Genomic DNA, 22,609 nt, shown 5'->3' with positions numbered 1-22,609 from the left:
AAAACAATATATATCGTTTCGGAGGTGTAAAAAAAATGGGAAAGGCTTTGACAGCTTTTGAAAAAATTTGGAATAAGCATGTTGTAAAAGAAGAGGAAGGAAAGCCGGCTCTTTTATATATTGACCAGCATCTTGTTCATGAGGTAACGTCTCCGCAGGCGTTTGAAGGTTTAAGATTAAATGGACGGAAGGTTAGACGTCCTGATCTTACTTTCGCTACAATGGATCATAATGTTCCTACTATTAATAGAGAGAATATGAAGGATGAAATCTCTATCAAACAAATGGAAGCATTAAAAAAGAATTGTGCAGACTTTGGAGTAAAGCTGGCAGACATGTATCACCCGGATCAGGGTATTGTCCATGTTATCGGACCGCAGTTAGGTTTAACCCAGCCGGGAAAAACGATTGTCTGTGGAGACAGCCACACATCCACACATGGAGCATTCGGAGCATTTGCATTTGGGATTGGAACAAGTGAAGTAGAGCATGTGCTGGCAACACAAACAATCTGGCAGGACAAACCGAAAACTTTAAATGTAAAAGTTATTGGAGATTTAGGTACTGGTGTTACTGCAAAAGATTTAATCCTGGCTATTATTGCAAAATTCGGTGTCCGTTTTGGAACGGGATATGTGATGGAATATACAGGAGAAGCTATCCGCAAATTAACCATGGAAGAAAGAATGACAATTTGTAATATGTCTATTGAAGCTGGAGCACGTGCCGGTTTAATCAGTCCAGATGAAACAACTGTAGAATTCCTGCGCGGTCGTGAAATGGTTCCAAAAGGAGAGGCATTTGATGCGTTAGCAGAAGAATGGCTTGCTTTGGCAACAGATGAGGATGCAGAATATGATCACACTGTTACAATACATGCAGATGAAATTGAACCTCAGGTAAGCTGGGGTACGAACCCGGGAATGTGTGTGCCAGTAAGCGCTGCTACACCTGTTATTAAAGATGCTGAGTATCCTGAGGAAGTTGAGCGAGCACTAAAATATATGGATTTAAATGAAAACCAGCCAATCACATCGATTGAGGTGGACCATGTATTTATCGGCTCCTGTACAAATTCCCGTCTAAGTGATCTGAAAAAAGCATCTAAGATTGTAGAAGGCAAGAAAGTCAAAGAAGGCATTAAAGCGATTGTTGTGCCGGGATCATTCTTGGTTAAACAGCAGGCAGAAGAGATTGGCCTGGACAAAATATTTATAGATGCAGGGTTTGAATGGAGAAATTCAGGCTGCAGTATGTGTCTTGGAATGAATGATGATATTGTTCCAGCAGGCGGCAGATGTGCATCAACGTCAAACCGGAATTTTGAAGGAAGACAAGGGAACGGGGCGCGTACACACTTGGTAAGTCCAGAGATGGCAGCAGCAGCAGCGATTGAAGGACATTTCGTTGACGTGAGACAATTTGTCGGAGTACCGAGTTAGGAGGAATAAGCATGGAACCATTTAAAGAACATAAAGGAATTGCTGTTCCGTTGAATCGTGGAAACGTGGATACCGATCAGATTATTCCCAAGCAATTTTTAAAGCGTATTGAACGTACAGGATTTGGAGAGTTTTTATTTTTCCATTGGCGTTTTGACGATGATGGAAATTTACGTGATGAATTTGTCTTAAACCAGCCCAAATATGAAAATGCTACAATATTGTTAGCTGGTGATAATTTTGGATGTGGCTCATCCCGTGAACATGCTCCTTGGGCCTTAGAGGATTACGGGTTTAAAGTCATTATTGCTCCTGACTTTGCAGATATTTTTTATAATAATTCGTTGAAAAACGGCATATTAGTAATAAAAATGAATGAAGAGCAGGTCCAGCAGTGGATGAAAAAAGCGGAGCAGGGATTAACATTAGATGTTGATTTAGAAAAACAGGAAATTACAGATACAGATGGCACCGTAGTTTCATTTGATATTCCGCCTTATCATAAGGAGAAACTTCTTAACGGCTGGGATGATATTGCGTTGACTCTTCTAGAGGAAGATGCGATTCAAGCATTTGAAGAAAAACGTGCTTAAAAAATGCTAAGTACAGAAAAATATGAGAAAATAGAGAGATAGAAAGAAGATTAGAAACAATCAGAGTATTAAAGGAGTGTGGATTCACTTGGGGATCGCTTAACTGGTGAAAAAGTATATCAAGCATGGAAGAAATTAAAGCCAATTGTTCATCAAACATCGCTGTTAACATCGCACACAACAGATGATTTGGTAGGGAAGCATGTGTATTGTAAGATGGAAAATCAGCAAAAAACCGGAGCATTTAAGTTTCGGGGCGCAAGTTATAAACTGATGCAAATGACAGATGAAGAGCTTACAAATGGTGTTATTACAGCATCTGCCGGAAACCATGCACAAGGAGTTGCGCATGCAGCGTCAAAATTAGGTGTGAAGGCAACAATATTCATGTCAGAAGGAACACCGCTGGCTAAAGTAAATGCAACAAGAAATTATGGTGCTGACGTCATTTTGACAGGAGAAAGCTTTCAGGAGGCCTATCAGGCATCATTAGAGCATCAGCTGAAAACAGGTGCAACCTATATTCATCCATTTGATGATTATGATATTATGGCTGGACAAGGCACTATTGCAATGGAATTGCTGCGTCAGGAAGATCGCATAGACACCATTTTAGTGCCGATCGGCGGCGGCGGTTTAATTAGCGGGATTGCAGTAGCAGCCAAACATATCAACCGGAATATCCGGGTGATTGGTGTGCAGGCTGAAGGAGCTGCCGCTATTTATGACAGCTATCATACCAAGCAGGTGAAAAAGCTGACGCAAGTGGATACTATTGCAGAAGGGATTGCTGTAAAAGAACCTGGAAAGCATACATTGCCAATTATCCAAGAATATGTAGATGATATTGTAACTGTAACTGATGAGCAAATTGCTGCAGCGATTATATATATGCTTGAACGGAATAAAACATTGATGGAGGGAGCTGGAGCAGCTGCTCTGGCAGCCTTATTCGCACATCATCATCAGCTTCGTTCTAGACATTGCGGAGTCATCGTGAGTGGTGGGAACCTCGATATCGGGAACATGCAGCGAATTCAAGAGTTATCCGAAAAGTATAAACCGAAAAAAGTAAAATCGTATGTTGCTTTATAAATAACTTCATTCAATGAGGATATCCTCATTGAATGAAGTTTTATTTATTATGTTAGAAGTTTTTTTCATTTGTGGGCAGGACTCAATAAATACTTATTTTTTTATGCAAAATTGTCGTAACACTCTCATAATGAATTATTCTTTTTGTGAAAATCTATAAAAATACTTTCTTAGATTCGGAATATAAGGGCTGAATACTAAAACCATTTTACTTTGTTTTTTTATTTTAATTCATACATAACGCATACTGTTATCCATTTTTATCCTTTTTTAAAAGCATTTTTTCCTTCCTTCAAACAGTTAATATTTGGTACTCATGACGATATATAGATGATTTTTTTGATAAAACGACACAAAATTATGAGAAGAAAATTGAAAAAATTTAAATTAATTTTTTAAGTAAATTATTGGAATAATCCCTTGATTTTAAAGGTTTTTGGTGACATAAAGGAAATTATGTATACAGCTGCCAATCTTATTTTTTGTCAAAACCTATTGATTTTAGCAAGGTTATAAACTATAATTTCAAAGTATATTAAGATTTGTTTACGATAAGTTTTCGAATTCAAATTTTTGAAATGAAATTGCAACATTTTAGAGGTAACAAAGATTAATAAAAATAGAATAGAATTTAGCCTGTTAAAGCGATAAAATTTCTTATTTATTTACGGACAATTTTCAGAAAAATTACAACAATTATATTCTTTACATATTACATATCGTCCGCAAGATAGAAAAAATCGCTTACTAGAGAAACTAAATTTATATCATAGATTACTGCTGAGAGCAGGGAAAAATATAATTTAGTAGATGAGCTGAGCCAAGCCGAGACCATGTTATGTTTGTTCAAAAAAATTTTAATTATTGATAATTAAAAATGAATGATCATGCATGCATTTTTTTATTCAGAAATTACTCAAATTTTCGTCATCTGATTATTCGGAAATCAGAAAGGGGAGGTTTGCTGAAAATTTGAATTGCCTGAAACATACAGCATAGAGAATGAAAAAACATTTTGGTTAAGGGGGATGTAGGTTGAGTAATGAACTTTTAAAGATAAAAAACCTTTCAACATCTTTTCGTATTGGGGATGAATATTACGCAGCGGTAGATGATGTAACGCTTACCTTGAATAAAAATGAAGTATTGGGAATTGTTGGAGAGTCTGGTTCGGGAAAGAGCGCTCTGGCATTCTCGATTATGCGGCTGCATACAAGAGCAAAAATTGAAGGAGAAATCTTGTTAAATAATCAAAATATTGTCAAAATGTCGACGTCAAAATTAAATAAAATACGTGGAGACGAAATGGCGATGATTTTTCAGGATCCACTGACTGCTTTAAATCCACTTATGCCAATAGGCAGACAAATTGAAGAAAATTTATTTTTGCATAATAAAAAACTTGGCCAGCAGGGCAGGAAAAAACGTACTATTGAGCTGCTTAATTTAGTGGGAATTCCAAGACCGGAACGCGTTTATGAGCAGTTTCCACATGAATTATCAGGTGGTATGAGGCAGCGTATTATTATTGCGATCGCGATTGCGAATGATCCGGAACTATTAATTGCTGACGAACCAACTACTGCTTTGGATGTAACCATTCAGGCACAAATTCTTGACTTAGTCCGTGAACTGAAAGAAAAAATACATGCAGGGATTATTTTGATTACCCATGATTTAGGTGTTGTGGCGGAAATGGCTGACCGTGTAGCTGTTATGTATGCAGGGCAAATTGTAGAAATTGCACCTGTAGACAAACTGTTTGCAAACCCGTTGCATCCATATACAAGATCCTTATTAAATTCGGTACCGGCTGAAGGACAGGACAGGCTTCATGTAATCCAGGGTGTTGTACCTACCTTGAAGAATTTACCAAGAACAGGATGCCGTTTTGCAGAACGGATTCCTTGGATTGATGCTTCACATCATGAGGAGCATCCAGAATTACATGAAGTAGAATCCGGACATTTTGTCAGATGCACATGTTATGAGCATTTTTACTTCCCGGATAATAAGGAGGAGCAGGCAAATGGCGTTTCTTGAGGTGCAAGATTTACAAGTATACTTCCCGATAAAAGGTGGAATTTTTAATCGGACAGTGGATCATATCAAAGCTGTTGACGGTGTATCCTTTGAGATGGAACAGGGGAAAACATATGGTCTAGTCGGTGAGTCCGGCTCCGGAAAGTCAACGACAGGACGGGCGATCATTGGCTTGGAGGATATAACCTCCGGGAAGATTTTATTTGATGGAAAAGATATTACAGATAAAAAAACAAAAAATAAAGCATTCAGGAAAGATGTACAAATGATTTTTCAAGATCCCTATTCTTCTTTAAATCCGAGAAAGCGGGTACTGGATATTGTTGCAGAGCCGCTGCGGAACTTTGAAAAATTATCGAAGCAAGAAGAGAGAAAGCGTGTACAGGAGCTCTTAGACATCGTTAATGTGAGTCCTGACAGTATTTTTAAATATCCACATGAATTTTCCGGTGGGCAGAGGCAGCGTATTGGAGTTGCCAGAGCAATTGCCTTAAAACCGAAGCTGATTATAGCGGATGAGCCTGTATCTGCTTTAGATGTATCTGTACAGGCTCAAGTATTGAACTTTTTAAAGGAAATTCAAAGTGAACTCAACCTGACCTATTTATTTATCAGTCATGATTTGGGGATTGTGAAGCATATGTGCGACAATATATCGATTATGTATAAAGGAAGATATGTGGAGCAGGGAAGTACAGCAGATATTTTTGAAAATCCACAGCATATTTATACGAAACGTTTAATTGCTGCAATTCCGGATATTGATCCAAAAAATCGTGAAAAGCAATTTCATAATCGGCAAAAGGTATTGGAAGAATACACGCAATCCTATAATGATTTTTTCGATCAGGACGGATTGGCTTTCCAATTGAAATCTATTTCAGACACACATCGTGTTGCTCTGCCGCAGAAAGGTTGATGAATTTATGTGGAAATTTATAGTCAGAAGATTATTGATTACTATCCCGCAAATCATTATTTTGAGTATTATTGTGTTTATATTAGCTCAGATGATGCCCGGAGATGCTTTATCGGGACTGATTGATCCAAGTATTGATCCGGCGGCAGTCGAGCAGCAACGGGAAAGATTGGGCTTAAATAACCCTTGGTATATACAGTATGTAGACTGGGTCGGAGGTATTCTGCAAGGCGATTTTGGTCAGTCATTCCGTTTTAAAATGCCTGTTACAGAATTAATCGGCCAGCGAATGGTAAATACGGTTCTTCTATCGGTTGTTACATTAATCTTTACATATTTAATTGCACTTCCATTAGGACTAATTAGCGGACGTTTTAATGATACGCTGCTTGATCAGGCTATTACTGGTTATACCTATATTGGATTTGCTACACCGCTGTTTATTTTTTCCTTATTTATGCTTTGGATTTTTGGTTATAATTTAGGCTGGTTTCCAACCAGCGGAAGTGTGGCGCCGGGTACTGAACCGGGAACTATCGCATATTGGCTAAGTAAAGTTTATCATGCGCTCTTACCAGGAATATCGATAGCTTTAATTCAAGTCGTCTCAACTGTTCAATATCTACGGAGTGAAATTATTGATACGAAGCAAAAAGATTTTATTATAACAGCCCGTGCTAAAGGGGCAGGTGAACAGAGAGTATATAATAAACATATATTTAGAAATTCTTTATTACCAATTGCTGCATTTTTTGGCTGGGAAATTACAACGTTAATCACTGGAACGGTATTTGTGGAAAAGATATTTAGCTACCCGGGTATGGGACTTCTATTCTTAGAATCTATTACACAGCGAGATTTTAGTGTTGCAAATTCACTTGTACTGTTGTTTGGTACAGCACAAATCATGGGAGCTTTATTATCAGATATTATATTAAGTATTGTCGATCCACGAATTCGTATTAAGTAGAATCTTAATAATTTTGAGGTGATTATAGATGGAAGCAACTGACGTGAAGGAATTGGAGCAGGCCAAAACCCCTTCAGCTATAAAAGTATTATTAAAAGAATTATATCGGGATAAATTGGCACTTGTTTCCTTAATATTTTTGGTTTTAGTCGCAGCTTTTGTATACGGTCTATCCATATTTCTAGACCAGGACCAGATTGTCACGGTTGATTTATTCGCAATAAATGAGCCACCTGGCGAAGACTTTATTCTAGGGACAGATTATGGTGGAAGAGATGTCTTTGGTCAATTGATTATTGGAACCAGGAATTCATTAACTATTGGTATTTTAGTTACGCTGCTTAGCGGTGTTTTTGGAATCGCCTATGGTTTGATATCCGGCTATTATGGCGGTCATGTTGATAACGTGATGATGCGTATTCTTGACTTTATGAATATTTTACCATTTTTATTTATTATTATTAGTTTTGTGGTAATTGTTCCGGATTACAATACAATAACATTTTCACTAATTATGTCTGCTTTTATGTGGATGGGGATTGCCCGGCTAATCCGGTCCAAGGCGTTACAGGAAAGGGAACTGGATTACGCGCAGGCCTCGAAAACATTGGGAACATCCAACTTTAATATTATTTTCAAACAGGTTATGCCAAATATTGTATCGTTAATTATTGTAACAATGACGTTGAATTTGGCAGCAAATATTGGTTTAGAATCCGGACTGTCTTTTTTAGGCTTTGGATTGCCGGAAAGTACACCAAGCTTAGGAACATTGATTTCTTATGCAACAAACCCGCAAACCTTAGAGCATAGATGGTGGATTTGGGTTCCGCCGGCAGTACTGATTTTAATATTGATGCTGGCTGTCCGAAATGTTGGAGAAGCATTAAAGCGTGCAGCAGACGCCCGTCAAAGAAGGGGCTAGTAATCTTTGTTACTTTCATCAATTATTCTGAATAGTTGGTGTGGAGTATAGATAGCTGGGAACTTGTAACCGGCATAATAAACAAATATAAGGGGAGGTTCAAGGTATGAAGAAAGCAAGCTTATCGAAGTTATTACTGGCAATGATGTTAATGCTTATTTTAGTATTGGCTGCTTGTAGTAGTGGATCAGATGATAACGCTGAGGGTGATGGCGGGTCAGATGATGGTACTGAAGAAGGGACAGACGAAGGTGAAGGCGGATCAGAAGATGGTATTTATTCCATTGATGATTTTCCAGCTGCTAAGACCGATGCTGGAGAGGCGATTGATGGAGGTACATTAAATTATGGTTTAGTTAACTCCTCAGTATTTGAAGGGATTTTAAACTGGAATTTTTATCAAGGTAATCCAGATGCACATGTTATCCAATTTTTTGATGAATCATTATTGAGTGCAGATGAAAACTTCACTTATACTCAAGATGGTGCAGCAACATTTGAAACAAGTGAAGATAATAGAACATTTACATTTACTATTGGTGACAATGTAAACTGGCATGATGGTGAACCTGTAACAGCAGAAGACTGGTTATACTCTTATGAAATTATTGGTCATCCAGATTATACTGGTATCCGTTATGATGCAAGTTTTCGTAACATAGAAGGAATGGACGAGTACCATTCTGGAGATGCAGATACAATTTCGGGTATTGAAGTTATTGATGATAAAACGTTAGAAATTAGCTATAAAGAGGCTTGGCCATCTTTATTAGCTGGCGGTATTTGGGCTTATGCTACACCGAAGCATATTTTTGAAGATATTCCGATTGCTGAAATGGAAGAGTCAGCTGAAGTTCGTCAAAATCCAATCGGCATGGGGCCATTTAAAGTTGAATCTGTTGTTCCTGGGGAGTCTGTAACTTATACAGCGAATGAAGATTACTGGAAGGGTGCTCCCAAACTTGACGGAGTTACATTAACTGTAGTCAGCCCAGAAACAGTTGTTCAGGCTTTAGAATCTGGTGAAATTGATATAGCTGGCGGCGGATTCCCGACAGATCAATATCCTGATGTAGAGGAATCTTTAACAAATGTTGAGTTCTTAGGAGTTATTGATAATGCATACACGTATATTGGTTTTAAATTGGGTCATTGGGATGCAGACAGCAGTGAAGTTGTAACAGATCCTGATGCAAAAATGGCTGATGTAGAGCTGAGAAGAGCAATGTGGCATGCAGTAGATAATAATGCAGTAGGGGAAAGATTCTATAATGGATTACGCTGGAATGCAACAACATTGATTGGTCCGGCATATCCAGATTTCTATAATGATGAAGTAGAAGCTCCTACGTATGATCCAGATGAAGCAAACAGAATTTTAGACGAAGCTGGTTATGAAGATGTTGATGGTGATGGCATCCGTGAAAATCCAGATGGAGAAGAATTAGTAATTAACTTTGCATCTATGGAAGGCGGAGACACTGCTGAACCAATTGCAAACTACTATATCCAGGCTTGGGAAGCAGTAGGATTAAAAGTAGAGTTATTAGATGGCCGTCTGCATGAATTTAATGCTTTCTATGATCGTGTAGAAGCGGATGATCCAGATATTGATATTTATCAAGCTGCATGGAGCACTGGCTCTGATGTAGATCCATCCGGTCTATATGGTAAAGAAGCACCGTTTAACTATTCTCGTTACTCAAGCGAAGAAAATGATCGTTTAATCGCTGAGGGTAACTCAGAAGAATCCTTTGAAGTTGAACACCGTCAAGAGGTTTATAAGGAATGGCAAGAATTAATGGTTCAAGATATTCCTGTATTCCCAACAGTTTATCGTGCTGCTCTTACGCCGGTAAACGAGCGTGTAACAGGCTATTCTGCAGCTCTAGACTGGAGTGAATGGCAAGAAGTTGGTGTTACACAGGAAGATCCAGTACTTCCTGAATAATATTCAGTAAGAAGAATGTCCTTAGGGGCATTCTTTTTTGTCAGTTAAGTATTAATCATGAGAGGAACGTAAAATTACCTGTAGATGGATACTTCACTTTATATATGTGTTTCATTGTGTAAAAGTTAAAGAACTAATAAATATCCAATAATCGTCCATTTCTAAAAACCTTCATATACGCTATAATGGATACGGATACATAAAAGAAAACTTCATTCAGGAGGAATTCATCGTGAACACACAAGATCAACTAAAAAAAGCAGTAGGTGAAAAAGCCGCATTATTAGTAGAGGACGGTATGAAAGTAGGTATAGGGTTCGGTTCAACAGTATATTGGTTCGTACGTGCTTTAGGTGAAAGAGTAAAACAGGAAGGCTTAGATATAAAAGGAATTCCATCCTCTATTCTGACAGGGGAATGGGCGAAAGAATTTGGTGTCCCTTTGACAGATTTTGCAACAACAAAGGAGTTGGATATAACGATTGACGGATCAGATGAGGTAGATCCGGATTTTCAGTTAATCAAGGGCGGCGGAGCAGCTTTATTCAGGGAAAAAATTATTGCTCAGGCTGCAAAAAAGCTAGTTATTATTGTGGATGATTCAAAAATGGTAGAGCATTTAGGGGCATTTGCATTGCCGGTAGAAATTCTGCAGTTTGCTTGGGAACGTACAGCCTATGAAATAGAGAAGCTGGGCTGCACTCCAGTACTTCGATTGAAGGATGGAGAGCCACTTATCACAGACAATGGAAATTATATCGTGGATTGTTCATTTGAAAAGATAAAGGATCCTGCAGATTTAGACCGGAAATTACAATCAATTGTCGGAGTGGTGGAAACAGGGTTATTTATTGATATGGCTGACACTATTATTATTGGCGGTTCAGAAGGTATCACTATAAAAGAAAAATAGGTTATAAATAAAAGATCATCTATTTAGATGGTCTTTTTACTTTGTAGTTAGAAAGGATCAACTTTGTAATAGTATAAGTGCAGCGGTTTTCTCAAAAAATCCTCACAAACACGCCCAAAAGAGCATAGGCTAATGAGGAGCTGGATAGGTTGCCAGAGAGGATGATGAGATTTGTGTGGAATTACTGGATTTATCAGCTGGGATAAACGGGCAAGTGACGAGCGGGAAATAATAGAAAAGATGACAAATACATTATCTTTGCGCGGTCCAGATGCAACGGGTTATTGGCTGGAAGGCCATGTTGGATTTGGGCATAAACGTCTTTCTGTTATAGATTTAGAAGGCGGGAAGCAGCCAATGCTGAAAGAAACGGAACATAAGAAATACGTTATCTGTTATAATGGAGAGCTTTATAATACAGAGGAATTGCGTAAAAGCTTAATGCAGCGAGGTTATACATTTACTACATCCTCAGATACAGAGGTGCTTCTAACAAGTTATATGGAGTGGAAGGAAGACTGTGTTGATCATTTAAATGGTATTTTTGCATTTGCTATTTGGGATGATGCGTCAGAGAAGCTGTTTATTGCAAGGGACCGGTTAGGGGTGAAGCCGCTTTTTTATAGTGAGAAAGGAAAAACATTTGTATATGGCTCGGAAATAAAAGCACTCCTCGCCCATCCACAGGTTACAACAAATATCGATCGTACCGGTCTTTCTGAGGTTTTTGGCTTGGGACCGTCAAGAACGCCAGGGCATGGGCTGTTTAAAGATGTCGATGAATTAAGAGCCGGGCATGCGATGACAGTGACAAAAGCAGGGTTAAGGGTCTGGCGGTACTGGAATCTAGTAAGTAAAGAGCATAAAGATTCTCTGGAGGAGACAGCAGAAAAAGTACGGACACTGTTTATTGATTCGATAGAGAGACAGCTGGTATCAGATGTTCCTGTATCTACCTTTCTATCAGGTGGTTTAGATTCCAGTGCTATTACAGCAATAGCCGCAAACCATTACAGAGACAACGATCTAGGCGCTTTACCTACCTTCTCGCTGGATTATCAAGGAAATAAGCCGTATTTTCAAGTGAGTAAATTTCAACCCTCCAGTGACCAAGAATGGATTGAGAAAATGGTGGAGGCCTTCTCAACGGACCATCATGAAGAAATTATTACAGGAGTAGAGCTTGCTTCTTTATTGAGGGAAGCGGTAGAGGTAAGAGATCAGCCAGGTCAGGCAGATATTGATTCTTCTTTACTCTGGCTTTGCAGGAATATAAAAAAACATACAACAGTGGCATTGTCAGGAGAATGTGCAGATGAAATATTCGGCGGCTATCCCTGGTTCCATGATCCGGAAGCGGCTGGTGACAGCTTTCCATGGATACGCTCTTTAGATGGAAGAATTGATTTACTGCATGATGATTGGCAAAGTAAATTAAAGATTGAGGATTATGTGCGGGAAAGATATCAGGCAACGATAGCGGAAACACCTCGTCTGGATGGAGAAAGCAATGTTGATGCGAAGCGGAGAGAATTGTTTTATTTAAATATACAATGGTTTATGTCCCAGCTGTTGGATAGAAAAGATCGAATGAGCATGGGAGCAGGGCTGGAGGTACGTGTTCCGTATGCTGATCATCATCTTGTTGAGTATGTTTGGAATATTCCATGGGAAATGAAGATGGCGAATGGCAGGGAGAAGGGTATTTTGCGGAAGGCGATGGAAGGGATTTTGCCGCAGGAGGTGCTTTACCGGAAGAAGAGCCCTTATCCAAGAACCTTCCAGCCGGAATATACAGAGCAGGTATCTCAATGGATGCGGAAAATCTTAACAGATTCAGAAGCAAGAATTTTTGAATTTTTGAAGAAAGATAAAGTAGAAAAAATTGTGGAGAGCGCCGGGAAAGAGTTTAAAGATCCATGGTATGGTCAGTTGATGCGAGGTCCGCAATTAATCGCCCATCTCTGCCAGATTGATTATTGGCTGAGGAAATATGATATAGAGGTTAGTGAGTAGAGTAACTGTTTCAAAACAGATGAAATAGAGTAATAAAGGAAGCGTATGATGTCAAGGGGAATTTATATCTTGATATCATACTTTTTTGCTTTAAGTCCTGATGTGGTATTTTCCTAGGCTGCGATAATTCAACTTGTGAAATGCGTTATAGCAGCAGCTATTATATTTAATTTAGCAAATATCTAAAAACTTAGAAAAAGCTGTATTGACGTGAAATTTGTCGAATGGTAAGATATTATCATGCTTTAACACTTTAATAGGTTGAAAAAGGAGCGTTCAGAATCCATTATGTTTTTTAAGGAGCAGTATCAGCAGATAAAAGACTTTGCGGAGGATATTTATCATCATCCAGAGCTGGGCTATAAAGAGCAGCGGACAAAAGAAAATGTTATCCGCTTTTTGAAGGAAGTTAATCCAGATGTTGAGATGGAGCATTTTAGTACTACAGGCTTCAAGACCACATTAGGTCCAGAAGATGGGGATACACATATTGCGTTTATTGCCGAGCTGGATGCAGTGTATGCTCCATCGCATATGTACGCAGATAAAGAAACAGGGGCGGCACATAATTGCGGACATTATACGCAGGTGGCAATTGCACTTGCTGTTTACCGTTATTATGTGAAAACGAATGCCAGCCAAAATTGGAAGAATAGAATAACCTTTGTCTTTGTCCCGGCGGAAGAATATTTAGATCTAGCTTATCGTGATGGCTTAATTGAACAGGGAACGATCACCCACTACGGCGGGAAGCCAGAAGCGATGAAGCTTGGTGTGTTTGATGATATTGATTTAGCTGTTTGTGTCCATGCCATTGGCGGTGAATTTGATAATAGAACAGTGAATGTGAATTGTGATTTAGCCGGTTTCCTTTATAAGAAGTATACCTTTAAAGGTAAAGCGACACATGCCGGGTTTGATCCATTTTCCAGCAAGAATGCATACAGCATGTCAACGGTTTTTAATACAGCAGTTGGTTTAATGAGACAGCAGCTGGATGAGAAGGAGCATGTGCGTATTAATCCCATTGTGATGGGATCGGATATGTCTACCAATGTTATTCCAAATGAAATTACGGTTGGAACAGATCTCCGGACCAAAACAGTCGATTATTTAAAAGAAGCAGCAGCAAAGCTGGATGATGCAGCTAGAGGAAGTGCCATTGCTTTACAAGGAGAAGTAGCAGCACATACGCAAATGGGATACCTGCCTTTTATCCAGGACAGATATCTATCAAGCTTCGTACAAGCTGTTTTTAAAGACTTTTCAGAAATTGACGAAATCGATGATGATAGTTTTATTAGCGCAGCTGGAGATATTGGTGATTTGTCCTATATGATTCCATGTATTCAAATTGGCTACAGCGGCTTTACTGGAACAATTCATGGTGATGATTTTATTGATGTAGATCCTGAATTTATCTATCGTATCTTTCCGGAATTTGTTGCGGAAGTATTAGAAAATATAGATAAAAATGTAGATAAGGAAAAATTGTACAAGCGTTCTTATTCGGAATATCTTTCTGTCATTAACCAGATTGTTGATTAAACCAACTAATTACATTTAGGAATTGAGGAATATATATGGTTAAAAACTTTGTTTATTTTTTAGTTTTTGTATTGGCGGTAATTGCAGCAGCTGAATTGATTGGGATTCAGACCTTTTCGATAGGATCCATGAATATTTCCATGCTGCCGTTAGTATTTGCAATTGCGATTGCTATGATTCTTGCTTTGCCGTTCTTAAGGAAAGGTATTCTCAAAAAGATTTATAGTAAGAAGAATGTTGATTTCGCCAGTAAATACTTAATTTTTATTATGCTGCCATTAATGGCCAGATATGGATCAGATGTGGCACCGCAGATTCGGGAAATTCTGCAGGTTGGCTGGGTATTTATCATTCAGGAAATTGGTAACCTTGGTACTGTTCTTATCGGACTGCCGATAGCAATATTAATCGGTCTGCGCCGTGAAGCAATCGGGGCAACATTAGGAATAGGAAGAGAAGGAGAGCTCGCTTATATTTCAGAAAAATATACACTGGAATCTCCTGAAGGGCGGGGAGTTATCTCGCTCTATGTTATCGGTACGTTGTTTGGAACGATGTTCTTTAGTATTTTTGCACCTATTTTACTAGATTTCGGGTTTCGGGTCGAAGCACTGGCGATGGCATCCGGGGTAGGGTCTGGAAGTATGATGAGTGCTGCATCTGCAACATTGGTTGCGAGAGTTCCAGAAATGGAGAGTACGATTTTAGCCTATGCTTCAGCCAGTCAGCTATTAACGAGTTTTATCGGGACATTTACCATGGTATTTCTCGCAGCACCATTACAGCAGTTTATGTATAAGTTTTTAGTTAGAGGTGACAAAAAATGAGCCCGACAATGCGCCGTTATGTCCGTTATGCTTTAGTACTGTTATTAAGTGTAGCATTAATTTTATTCGCACAAGAAATTAAGCTGATCAAGAATCCAGACTCTACACCAATTACATCAATGACCTTCGTTGGTTTAGGCATCCTTTGGTTATTTTCATTTATCGGTGTTATTATTGCCGATTTAATGAAATTGGTTCCTATTAAGGTCATTCGTGATTTCCCGATTTTAGGCTGGGTATCCATCACTTCTTTAAGTCTGTGTCTGGTCTCAGACTTTTTTGTCGAAGCAATTCAGGCTGTCGATTTTCTGGCAATTACAACACCGATTTTGACCGTTGCCGGAATTTCTGTAGCGAATCGCCTTGTTGATTTGCGGAAAACATCCTGGAAAGTCGCGATTGTAGCTGTATTTGTTTTTGCAGGTACTTATGTGTGCAGTGCTTTATTAGCACAGCTTGGACTTTTCCTCGCAGGTAATTAGAGTATTCCAAAAGACTTTTCCTATTAAAAAGGTAGGGAGGGTCTTTTTTTATATAATTAATAGAAGAAATGTACAGTCTGGCAAGAACACATACAGATTCAAGAACAAATATGATAGACTATAAGGATACTAGAGTAAAACATATTCCATGTTTATTTGACGGAATATACTGTTTTTCCGCAAAAAATAAAATACCTCTGAAAGGATGAGCAGATGGAGCATATACATAATAAATTTAATCCTTATGCAATTGCAAGAGAATCTGTATACGCAAGAAAAGGAATGGTGGCTACAACACAGCCTTTGGCGGCAGAAGCAGGTTTGGAAATTCTGAAAAAGGGAGGAAATGCCATTGACGCTGCTATTGCGACAGCTGCTTCTTTAACAGTTGTAGAGCCCACTTCAAACGGAATTGGCGGAGATGCCTTTGCACTTGTATGGACAAAAGGGAAATTACATGGATTAAATGGCAGCGGAAGATCCCCGGAGAGTATTTCTATAGAAGCAGTAAAAGAAAAAGGACATGATGCAATTCCAAAATTCGGATGGATTCCTGTTACGGTTCCTGGTATACCAAAAGCATGGGCTGAATTATCCGAACGTTTCGGCAAGTTATCATTAAAAGAAACACTGCAGCCGGCTATTCGTTATGCCCGTGAAGGATTTCCGGTTTCACCGATACTGGCCCGCTTTTGGAAAAGGGCATATCAGATGTATAAAAAGGAAGAAGGACATGATTTTACAGCCTGGTTTGAAACCTTTGCGCCAAATGGCAGACCTCCAAAAGTAGGAGAGATCTGGAAATCAGCCGACCATGCGGCAACGCTGGAAGAAATTGCAGAAACCGGTGCAAGGTCATTTTATGAAGGAGAGCTGGCTGAAAAAATAGCACAAGCTTCTAAAGAAGCGGGGGGATTTTTAACGAAGTCAGATTTAGAAAAATGCGAAACAGAATGGGTGGAGCCGATAAAAGTAAATTACCGTGGCTATGATATATGGGAGATTCCTCCAAATGGGCAGGGGATTATTGCGCTGGAGGCATTGAATATTTTACAAGGATTTGAATTTACAACAAAAGAATCAGTAGATACATATCATAAGCAAATGGAAGCGATCAAGCTGGCCTTTGAAGATGGGAAGCAGCATATCACTGAGGAAGCGAAGATGCGTTATACAACAAAGCAGCTGTTGAGCGGGCAATATACAGCTCAGAGAAGAGCGCTTATTGGTGAAGAAGCGATTCTTCCTGAAGCGGGCGAGCCTTCAGGCAGTGGAACAGTCTATTTAGCCACAGCGGATGAGGAAGGAAATATGGTCTCCTTTATCCAAAGTAATTATATGGGCTTCGGTTCAGGCATTGTTGTTCCCGGTACAGGCATTGCCATGCAAAATCGAGGCTTTGATTTCTCGATGGATGAGAATCATGTCAATGTACTGGCAGGAGGTAAAAAAACGTATCATACGATTATTCCCGGCTTCGTTACAAAGAATAATGAAGGGGTTGGTCCATTTGGTGTGATGGGAGGATTTATGCAGCCGCAGGGTCATATGCAGGTTATTATGAATACCATCGATTTTGGACTTCATCCGCAAGCCGCTTTAGATGCACCAAGATGGCAATGGATGAAGGAGAAAAAGATAGAGGTTGAGAACCGGTTTTCATATACAATTGCTCAAGAATTGCGGCAAAAAGGGCATGATATCCAAATACAGCTGGAGCCGAACAGCTTTGGACGCGGACAAATTATCTGGCGTGATCCGAAAACAGGCGTGCTTGCCGGAGGGACAGAGTCACGGGCAGATGGTCATATTGCTGTATGGTAGATGAAAAAAGATGTAGAGAAGGGTTATATTCATGAAAAAGCAATGGGATATTTTTATTGCATTCTTCCGGGTGGGAATGCTGGGCTTCGGTGGCGGACCTGCCTCCATTCCATTAATGCGGAAGGAAGCTGTAGAAAAATATAAATGGATGGATGAGGACGAATTTATTGATATGCTGTCGATCAGCAATACTTTGCCGGGGCCAATAGCTACAAAACTGGCAGGCTATATCGGTTATCGCGTATCAGGCTGGATTGGTATGCTGAATGCGTTAATTGCTTCTGTTATTCCAACCGTTTTATTGATTATAATTTTATTAAGAACCTTATCGGAGGTTCGTGAATTTGATTGGGTCAAAGGTATGACAGCTGCTGTTGTGGCTGTGGTCGGTATGATGATGGCAGTCCTTACCTGGCAATTTTTATATAAAGCCGGGAAGGGACTGGGCTGGTTGACGGCTTCAATTATGCTTGCTGTTATTTTTATTGTTTTAAATATCCTGCATATTCATCCGGGAATCGTGATTGGCATTCTCTTAATTATTGCATTTGCTCTTCCAGTAAAGAAGAAAGAGGAGGAGGGTGAACGCTCATGATTTTTTGGGATATTTTTGTTGCCTTCTTTCTTCCTGGTATTCTTGGATATGGTGGCGGACCAGCGTCTATATCCTTAGTAGAGAATGAAGTTGTACGTAATTATGGATGGATGTCTGTGCAGGAGTTTGGGGAAGTACTGGCATTTGCTAATTCCTTACCGGGACCAATTGCGACGAAAATGGCAGGATATGTCGGTTATGAACTGGGCGGTGTGCTGGGTTCCTTTATCGGAATTTTTGCTACGGTTGCTCCTTCTTTAATTTTAATGATTGTACTAGGAGGAATTTTACTTAAATATAAAAAGTCCAAACGTGTGCATAGACTGACTGTGTTTGTACAGCCTGTCATTGCTGTACTGCTGGGAGTGATTGCCTGGAATTTTTGGACGGAAGCGTATGTGAGTATTGGCTTATTGCAGACTGCAATAATTGTTCTGCTCAGTTTTTACCTGATAGAGGTCAAGCAGGTGCATCCGGCCTTTGTAATTGCTGGAGCAATGCTGTACGGGGGCTTTTTTCTGTGAAATGAATGAAAAAATAATACAGATAATTAAATAAAGACATTCTGTTGGAGAAGAAGATGCTTCTTTATCTGACAGATGTCTTTTTACATTGATAAATAACATTTTTCACTTTAATTTCATGATAGTAAGGTATGAAAAAAATAAATTTATGAAAGCGTTAGGGCTGATTATTCCGCATCCGGAAAAGATTCTAAAAAGCTAATAGTATTTTGGCAACAAGCACGTGACAAAGTTACATTTTGATTAGGTTGTTTTCCCTATATAACAGAGAATAAAATAAAGATAAGAAAACAATCTAAAAAAATGAAAGGGGTTAACAACATGTCAACACAAAATAGCGGTATACGTGCAAAGGTACAAAAGTTTGGCAGCAACCTCAGTGGAATGATTATGCCAAATATTGGTGCATTTATTGCCTGGGGAATTATTACTGCATTATTTATTCCGGATGGCTGGATTCCTAATGAAAATATGGCATCATTAGTTGATCCAATGATTAAATATTTATTGCCATTATTGATTGGTTTTACAGGTGGTCGTATGATCTATGGTATCCGTGGAGGAGTTGTCGGTGCCACAGCAACAATGGGGGTCATTGTCGGAGCAGAGCAGCCGATGTTCCTTGGAGCAATGATAATGGGGCCATTAGCGGGTTACCTGATGAAAAAAATTGATGATTTATTCCAGGCGAAGATTCGTCAAGGCTTTGAGATGCTTTATAATAACTTCTCAGCCGGAATTCTTGCAGCTATTCTTGCAATGATTGCTGTAGTAGGAATTGGGCCATTAGTATCCAGCTTTTCAAATGCTTTAGCACGAGGTGTAGAAGCAATTATCAGTGCAGGGTTATTACCACTGGCCAGCATTATTCTTGAACCTGCTAAGGCATTATTTTTAAATAATGCAATTAACCATGGAATTCTGACACCACTTGGTGCAGATCAAGCAGTAGAAGCAGGAAAGTCTATATTATTTCTAGTCGAAGCGAATCCAGGGCCAGGTCTGGGAATCTTACTTGCCTTCGCAATCTTTGGAAAAGGTGTTTCAAAAGCATCCGCACCAGGAGCAATAATTATTCAATTTCTAGGTGGTATTCATGAAATTTATTTCCCTTATATCTTAATGAAGCCTACATTAATTATTGCAGCAATTTTCGGTGGAATGTCTGGAATCTTTACCCTACAATTATTTGATGCAGGGCTGAGAGCAGCTGCTTCACCAGGAAGTATTTTCGCTGTCTTAGCAATGACTCCAGCTAATAGTTATGTAGGAGTTATTTTAAGTGTTATTATCGCAGCAGCAGTTTCCTTTGCGATTGCATCCTTTATCCTGAAGACTTCAAAAGGCGGAGAAGAGGACCTTACAGCTTCTACTGAAAAAATGGAAGCTATGAAAGGGAAGAAGAGTAGTGTCAGCAGTTCATTGACAGGGGATAAAGAAGCTGATAATGGAGAAACTCCTGTTAAGGAAGCAGCAGAAGTGAATAAAATCATATTCGCATGTGATGCTGGAATGGGCTCCAGTGCAATGGGAGCTTCTCTGTTAAAGAATAAATTTAAGAAGAGCGGTATCGACATTGATGTAACAAATAAAGCAATTAATGAAATTCCAGAAGACGCGGATATTATTATTACTCAAAAAACACTTACAGACCGCGCAAAGGCAAAACGTCCGGATGCAGAGCATATTTCGGTAGATAATTTCTTAAACAGCCCGCGTTATGATGAACTGGTTGAACGATTAAAAGACTAATACATCCAGAGCAGTTATAATATGATAATAGCCTTCTCTTTTTGACATCCTATAAGAGAGGGCTATTGGCAGAAGGGAGGTGAATGGGGATGTACCTTACCAGTCGTGAACGGAATATCCTCACCTTTTTATTAGCATCTGAAGAAGAAAAAACAGTAAAACAAGTAGCTGATAAACTGAACGTCAGTACCAGAACCATTCACCGTGAATTAAAGAGACTGGAAGATGTATTAGCAGTGTATCAGCTGACATTTCATAAGAAATCAGGTTCAGGTGTAACAATTTATGGGGATGTGCAAAAGAAACAGCAATTAAAAGATAAGGTTGCACAAATGGATGGGGTGGAATTATCCAAAGAGGAAAGACAGTCTATTTTATTAAATACGTTAATCCAGGTTCGTGAACCGATTAAATTATTTACCCTGTCCAGTGAATTAAATGTAACTATTGCTACCATTTCACAAGATTTAGATGATATAGAAGAGCGTATTAGAGCTTTTGATTTGAACCTTGTCCGTAAAAAAGGATATGGCGTAGAGATTCAGGGGAGTGAAGTGAAAAAGCGGGCGATCTTAAGTAATTTAATCTCCCGTCATATTGATTTATTTGAATTTATAGAGAAAATAAAAACAAAAAATAAAGAAGAAACAGCAAAGGGAGAAACAATTTCTGACCGTTTACTAGGGCTTGTTGATCCGAAGAAATTAGAAATAATTGAGGAACAGGTTCAGGGAATTGGCAGGGCGCTTCCTTATCATTTGGCTGATAGTGCTTATGTCGGACTTGTTGTTCATTTAGCGCTTGCTATTGAAAGGCTGCAAAAAGGCGATACCATCCATTTTGATGAAGTGTATAAACAGGAGATTCAGGGAAAACAAGAGTATCAGATTGCAGCTAAGCTGATTGAAAGGCTAAGTGCAGCATTTTCAATAGAAATTCCAGAGGATGAGATTGGCTATATTACGATGCATCTAATGGGAGCAAAGCTCAGAGAAAATCAATCCTATCTGCTGGAAGAGACAAGTTTAGATCTGGCACATCGCGCAAAAGAGCTTATTCGCAAAGTGGGAGAACAGCTGCATATTGATTTATCGGGGAATAACCGCTTTTTAAATGATTTAACAACACATTTAAAACCGGCTATTTACCGTATCAAGCAGCAAATGAATATTCATAATCCGATGCTGGCAGAAATTAAGCGGGATTATCTGGAGCTGTTTGAAGTAATTGAGGAGTGTGTCATCTCCGTGTTTCCGGATTTAAAAATTCCTGACGAAGAAATTGCTTATATTGTATTGCATTTTGCAGCTACTCTGCTTCAGACAGAGCATCATAAGGATGTTCGTGTACTTGTTATTTGTTCAACAGGAATTGGTACTTCAAAAATGCTTGCCTCCAAATTGGAGCGTAAATTTCCAGAAATAGAGATAGCGAAGCATCAATCTATTTTTGATTTGAATCAGGCAGAGCTTTTAGAATACGATGTAATTGTTTCAACCGTTCTTTTAGAGGATCTTGGTCAGAGCTATGTGCATATTTCACCGATGCTGACAGATAACGAGGCAGCAAAAGTCAAAACAGCTCTAAGAAAAGCTGCTTTGACAGGAAGGCCGAAGCCATCTGTTAAAACGAATAAGATTATGGAGGGGGATTTTCTAGTTAACCTTCAGGAAATGCATCGTTATTCTGATGTGATTTTACGGGTCTTAAATCAATTTAAATTATTTCATCTGAAGGATAATAACACAGCCTTTTTAGAATTAATTTGTAATCAATTACAGCATTACGGTATCATTGAAGATAAGCATATACTGCATGAAAAGCTTATTAGGCGGGAAGAGCAGGGCGGACTGGGGATTCCAGGTTCACAGCTTGCGTTATTTCATACAAGATCAGATACTGTCAACGGCCCGGGCTTCTTTATTTTTCAATTACCAAATAAAACAGAGTTATTAGGAATGGACGGTGTAAAAATGGAAGTGTCACGCATTTTAATGATGCTTGCCCCAACGTCCACACATAAAGAAGCATTAGATATCTTAAGCTATCTCAGCGGATTAATCGTCCAGGATGATCATTATGTACAGCTGCTTCAGGAAGCAGAAGAAAAAGAAATCAGTCAATTTTTAACAAATCAGTTTCAACTATTTATTCAGGAAAAATTTTATCATGTGGAAAATGGTCCGTAGA

18 protein-coding genes are annotated in these 22,609 nt (G+C 39.0%); all 18 read left to right on the top strand.

From position 1 onward, the window contains the following. Positions 1-35 precede the first annotated feature (35 nt). The 18 genes from leuC (at position 36) to OSO01_RS11495 (ending at position 22,608) form a co-directional block, all read left to right on the top strand. Positions 36-1,442 (top strand): 3-isopropylmalate dehydratase large subunit, encoded by a 1,407-nt coding sequence (leuC, locus tag OSO01_RS11580; protein ID WP_147210599.1) that lies wholly within the window; start codon positions 36-38, stop codon positions 1,440-1,442. An 11-nt stretch (positions 1,443-1,453) separates the two neighbouring features. Next, positions 1,454-2,035: a 3-isopropylmalate dehydratase small subunit gene (leuD, locus tag OSO01_RS11575; RefSeq protein ID WP_147210598.1), complete on the top strand. Its 582-nt coding sequence runs from the start codon at positions 1,454-1,456 to the stop codon at positions 2,033-2,035. A 78-nt stretch (positions 2,036-2,113) separates the two neighbouring features. After that, positions 2,114-3,130 (top strand): threonine ammonia-lyase, encoded by a 1,017-nt coding sequence (ilvA, locus tag OSO01_RS11570; protein ID WP_147210597.1) that lies wholly within the window; start codon positions 2,114-2,116, stop codon positions 3,128-3,130. Between the two features lie 1,035 nt (positions 3,131-4,165). Then, positions 4,166-5,173: an ABC transporter ATP-binding protein gene (locus OSO01_RS11565; protein ID WP_147210596.1), complete on the top strand. Its 1,008-nt coding sequence runs from the start codon at positions 4,166-4,168 to the stop codon at positions 5,171-5,173. Continuing rightward, positions 5,160-6,092: an ABC transporter ATP-binding protein gene (locus OSO01_RS11560; RefSeq protein WP_147210595.1), complete on the top strand. Its 933-nt coding sequence runs from the start codon at positions 5,160-5,162 to the stop codon at positions 6,090-6,092. Before OSO01_RS11565 ends, OSO01_RS11560 begins: the two co-directional genes overlap by 14 nt. Before the next feature lie 7 nt (positions 6,093-6,099). Beyond that, positions 6,100-7,062 (top strand): oligopeptide ABC transporter permease, encoded by a 963-nt coding sequence (gene opp4B, locus OSO01_RS11555; protein ID WP_147210594.1) that lies wholly within the window; start codon positions 6,100-6,102, stop codon positions 7,060-7,062. 28 nt (positions 7,063-7,090) lie between these two features. Continuing rightward, positions 7,091-7,987, top strand: a complete 897-nt coding sequence (locus tag OSO01_RS11550) for an ABC transporter permease (protein ID WP_147210593.1) — start codon at positions 7,091-7,093, stop codon at positions 7,985-7,987. A 106-nt stretch (positions 7,988-8,093) separates the two neighbouring features. After that, a complete protein-coding gene (opp4A, locus tag OSO01_RS11545; protein ID WP_147210592.1) occupies positions 8,094-9,938 on the top strand; it encodes an oligopeptide ABC transporter substrate-binding protein in 1,845 nt (614 codons plus the stop codon). Positions 9,939-10,170: 232 nt separating this feature from the next. Continuing rightward, a complete protein-coding gene (gene rpiA / locus OSO01_RS11540; RefSeq protein ID WP_147210591.1) occupies positions 10,171-10,851 on the top strand; it encodes a ribose-5-phosphate isomerase RpiA in 681 nt (226 codons plus the stop codon). A gap of 171 nt (positions 10,852-11,022) precedes the next feature. Continuing rightward, positions 11,023-12,867: an asparagine synthase (glutamine-hydrolyzing) gene (asnB, locus tag OSO01_RS11535; RefSeq protein ID WP_147210590.1), complete on the top strand. Its 1,845-nt coding sequence runs from the start codon at positions 11,023-11,025 to the stop codon at positions 12,865-12,867. A gap of 288 nt (positions 12,868-13,155) precedes the next feature. Then, positions 13,156-14,415, top strand: a complete 1,260-nt coding sequence (locus tag OSO01_RS11530) for a M20/M25/M40 family metallo-hydrolase (RefSeq protein WP_147210713.1) — start codon at positions 13,156-13,158, stop codon at positions 14,413-14,415. A gap of 35 nt (positions 14,416-14,450) precedes the next feature. After that, a complete protein-coding gene (locus tag OSO01_RS11525; RefSeq protein ID WP_147210589.1) occupies positions 14,451-15,242 on the top strand; it encodes a DUF3100 domain-containing protein in 792 nt (263 codons plus the stop codon). Then, positions 15,239-15,724 carry a DUF751 domain-containing protein gene (locus OSO01_RS11520; protein WP_147210588.1) on the top strand — a complete coding sequence of 162 codons (486 nt, stop codon included), beginning with the start codon at positions 15,239-15,241 and terminating at the stop codon, positions 15,722-15,724. The genes OSO01_RS11525 and OSO01_RS11520 overlap by 4 nt, the downstream gene beginning before the upstream one ends. Positions 15,725-15,937: 213 nt before the next feature. Then, positions 15,938-17,548 (top strand): gamma-glutamyltransferase family protein, encoded by a 1,611-nt coding sequence (locus tag OSO01_RS11515; protein ID WP_147210587.1) that lies wholly within the window; start codon positions 15,938-15,940, stop codon positions 17,546-17,548. A gap of 31 nt (positions 17,549-17,579) precedes the next feature. Next, the gene (locus OSO01_RS11510) at positions 17,580-18,143 is read left to right on the top strand and encodes a chromate transporter (RefSeq protein ID WP_147210586.1); all 564 of its coding nucleotides are present in this window, start codon (positions 17,580-17,582) and stop codon (positions 18,141-18,143) included. Further along, positions 18,140-18,667, top strand: a complete 528-nt coding sequence (locus OSO01_RS11505) for a chromate transporter (protein WP_147210585.1) — start codon at positions 18,140-18,142, stop codon at positions 18,665-18,667. The genes OSO01_RS11510 and OSO01_RS11505 overlap by 4 nt, the downstream gene beginning before the upstream one ends. Before the next feature lie 321 nt (positions 18,668-18,988). Next, on the top strand, positions 18,989-20,419 hold the full coding sequence (locus OSO01_RS11500) for a PTS mannitol transporter subunit IIBC (RefSeq protein ID WP_147210584.1): 1,431 nt from the start codon (positions 18,989-18,991) through the stop codon (positions 20,417-20,419). An 83-nt stretch (positions 20,420-20,502) separates the two neighbouring features. Beyond that, positions 20,503-22,608: a BglG family transcription antiterminator gene (locus OSO01_RS11495; RefSeq protein ID WP_246145138.1), complete on the top strand. Its 2,106-nt coding sequence runs from the start codon at positions 20,503-20,505 to the stop codon at positions 22,606-22,608. Position 22,609: the final 1 nt, after the last annotated feature.

Source organism: Oceanobacillus sojae, from assembly GCF_007991515.1.
GTDB lineage: Bacteria > Bacillota > Bacilli > Bacillales > Amphibacillaceae > Oceanobacillus > Oceanobacillus sojae.
This window is presented reverse-complemented; position numbering and strand designations above follow the sequence as displayed.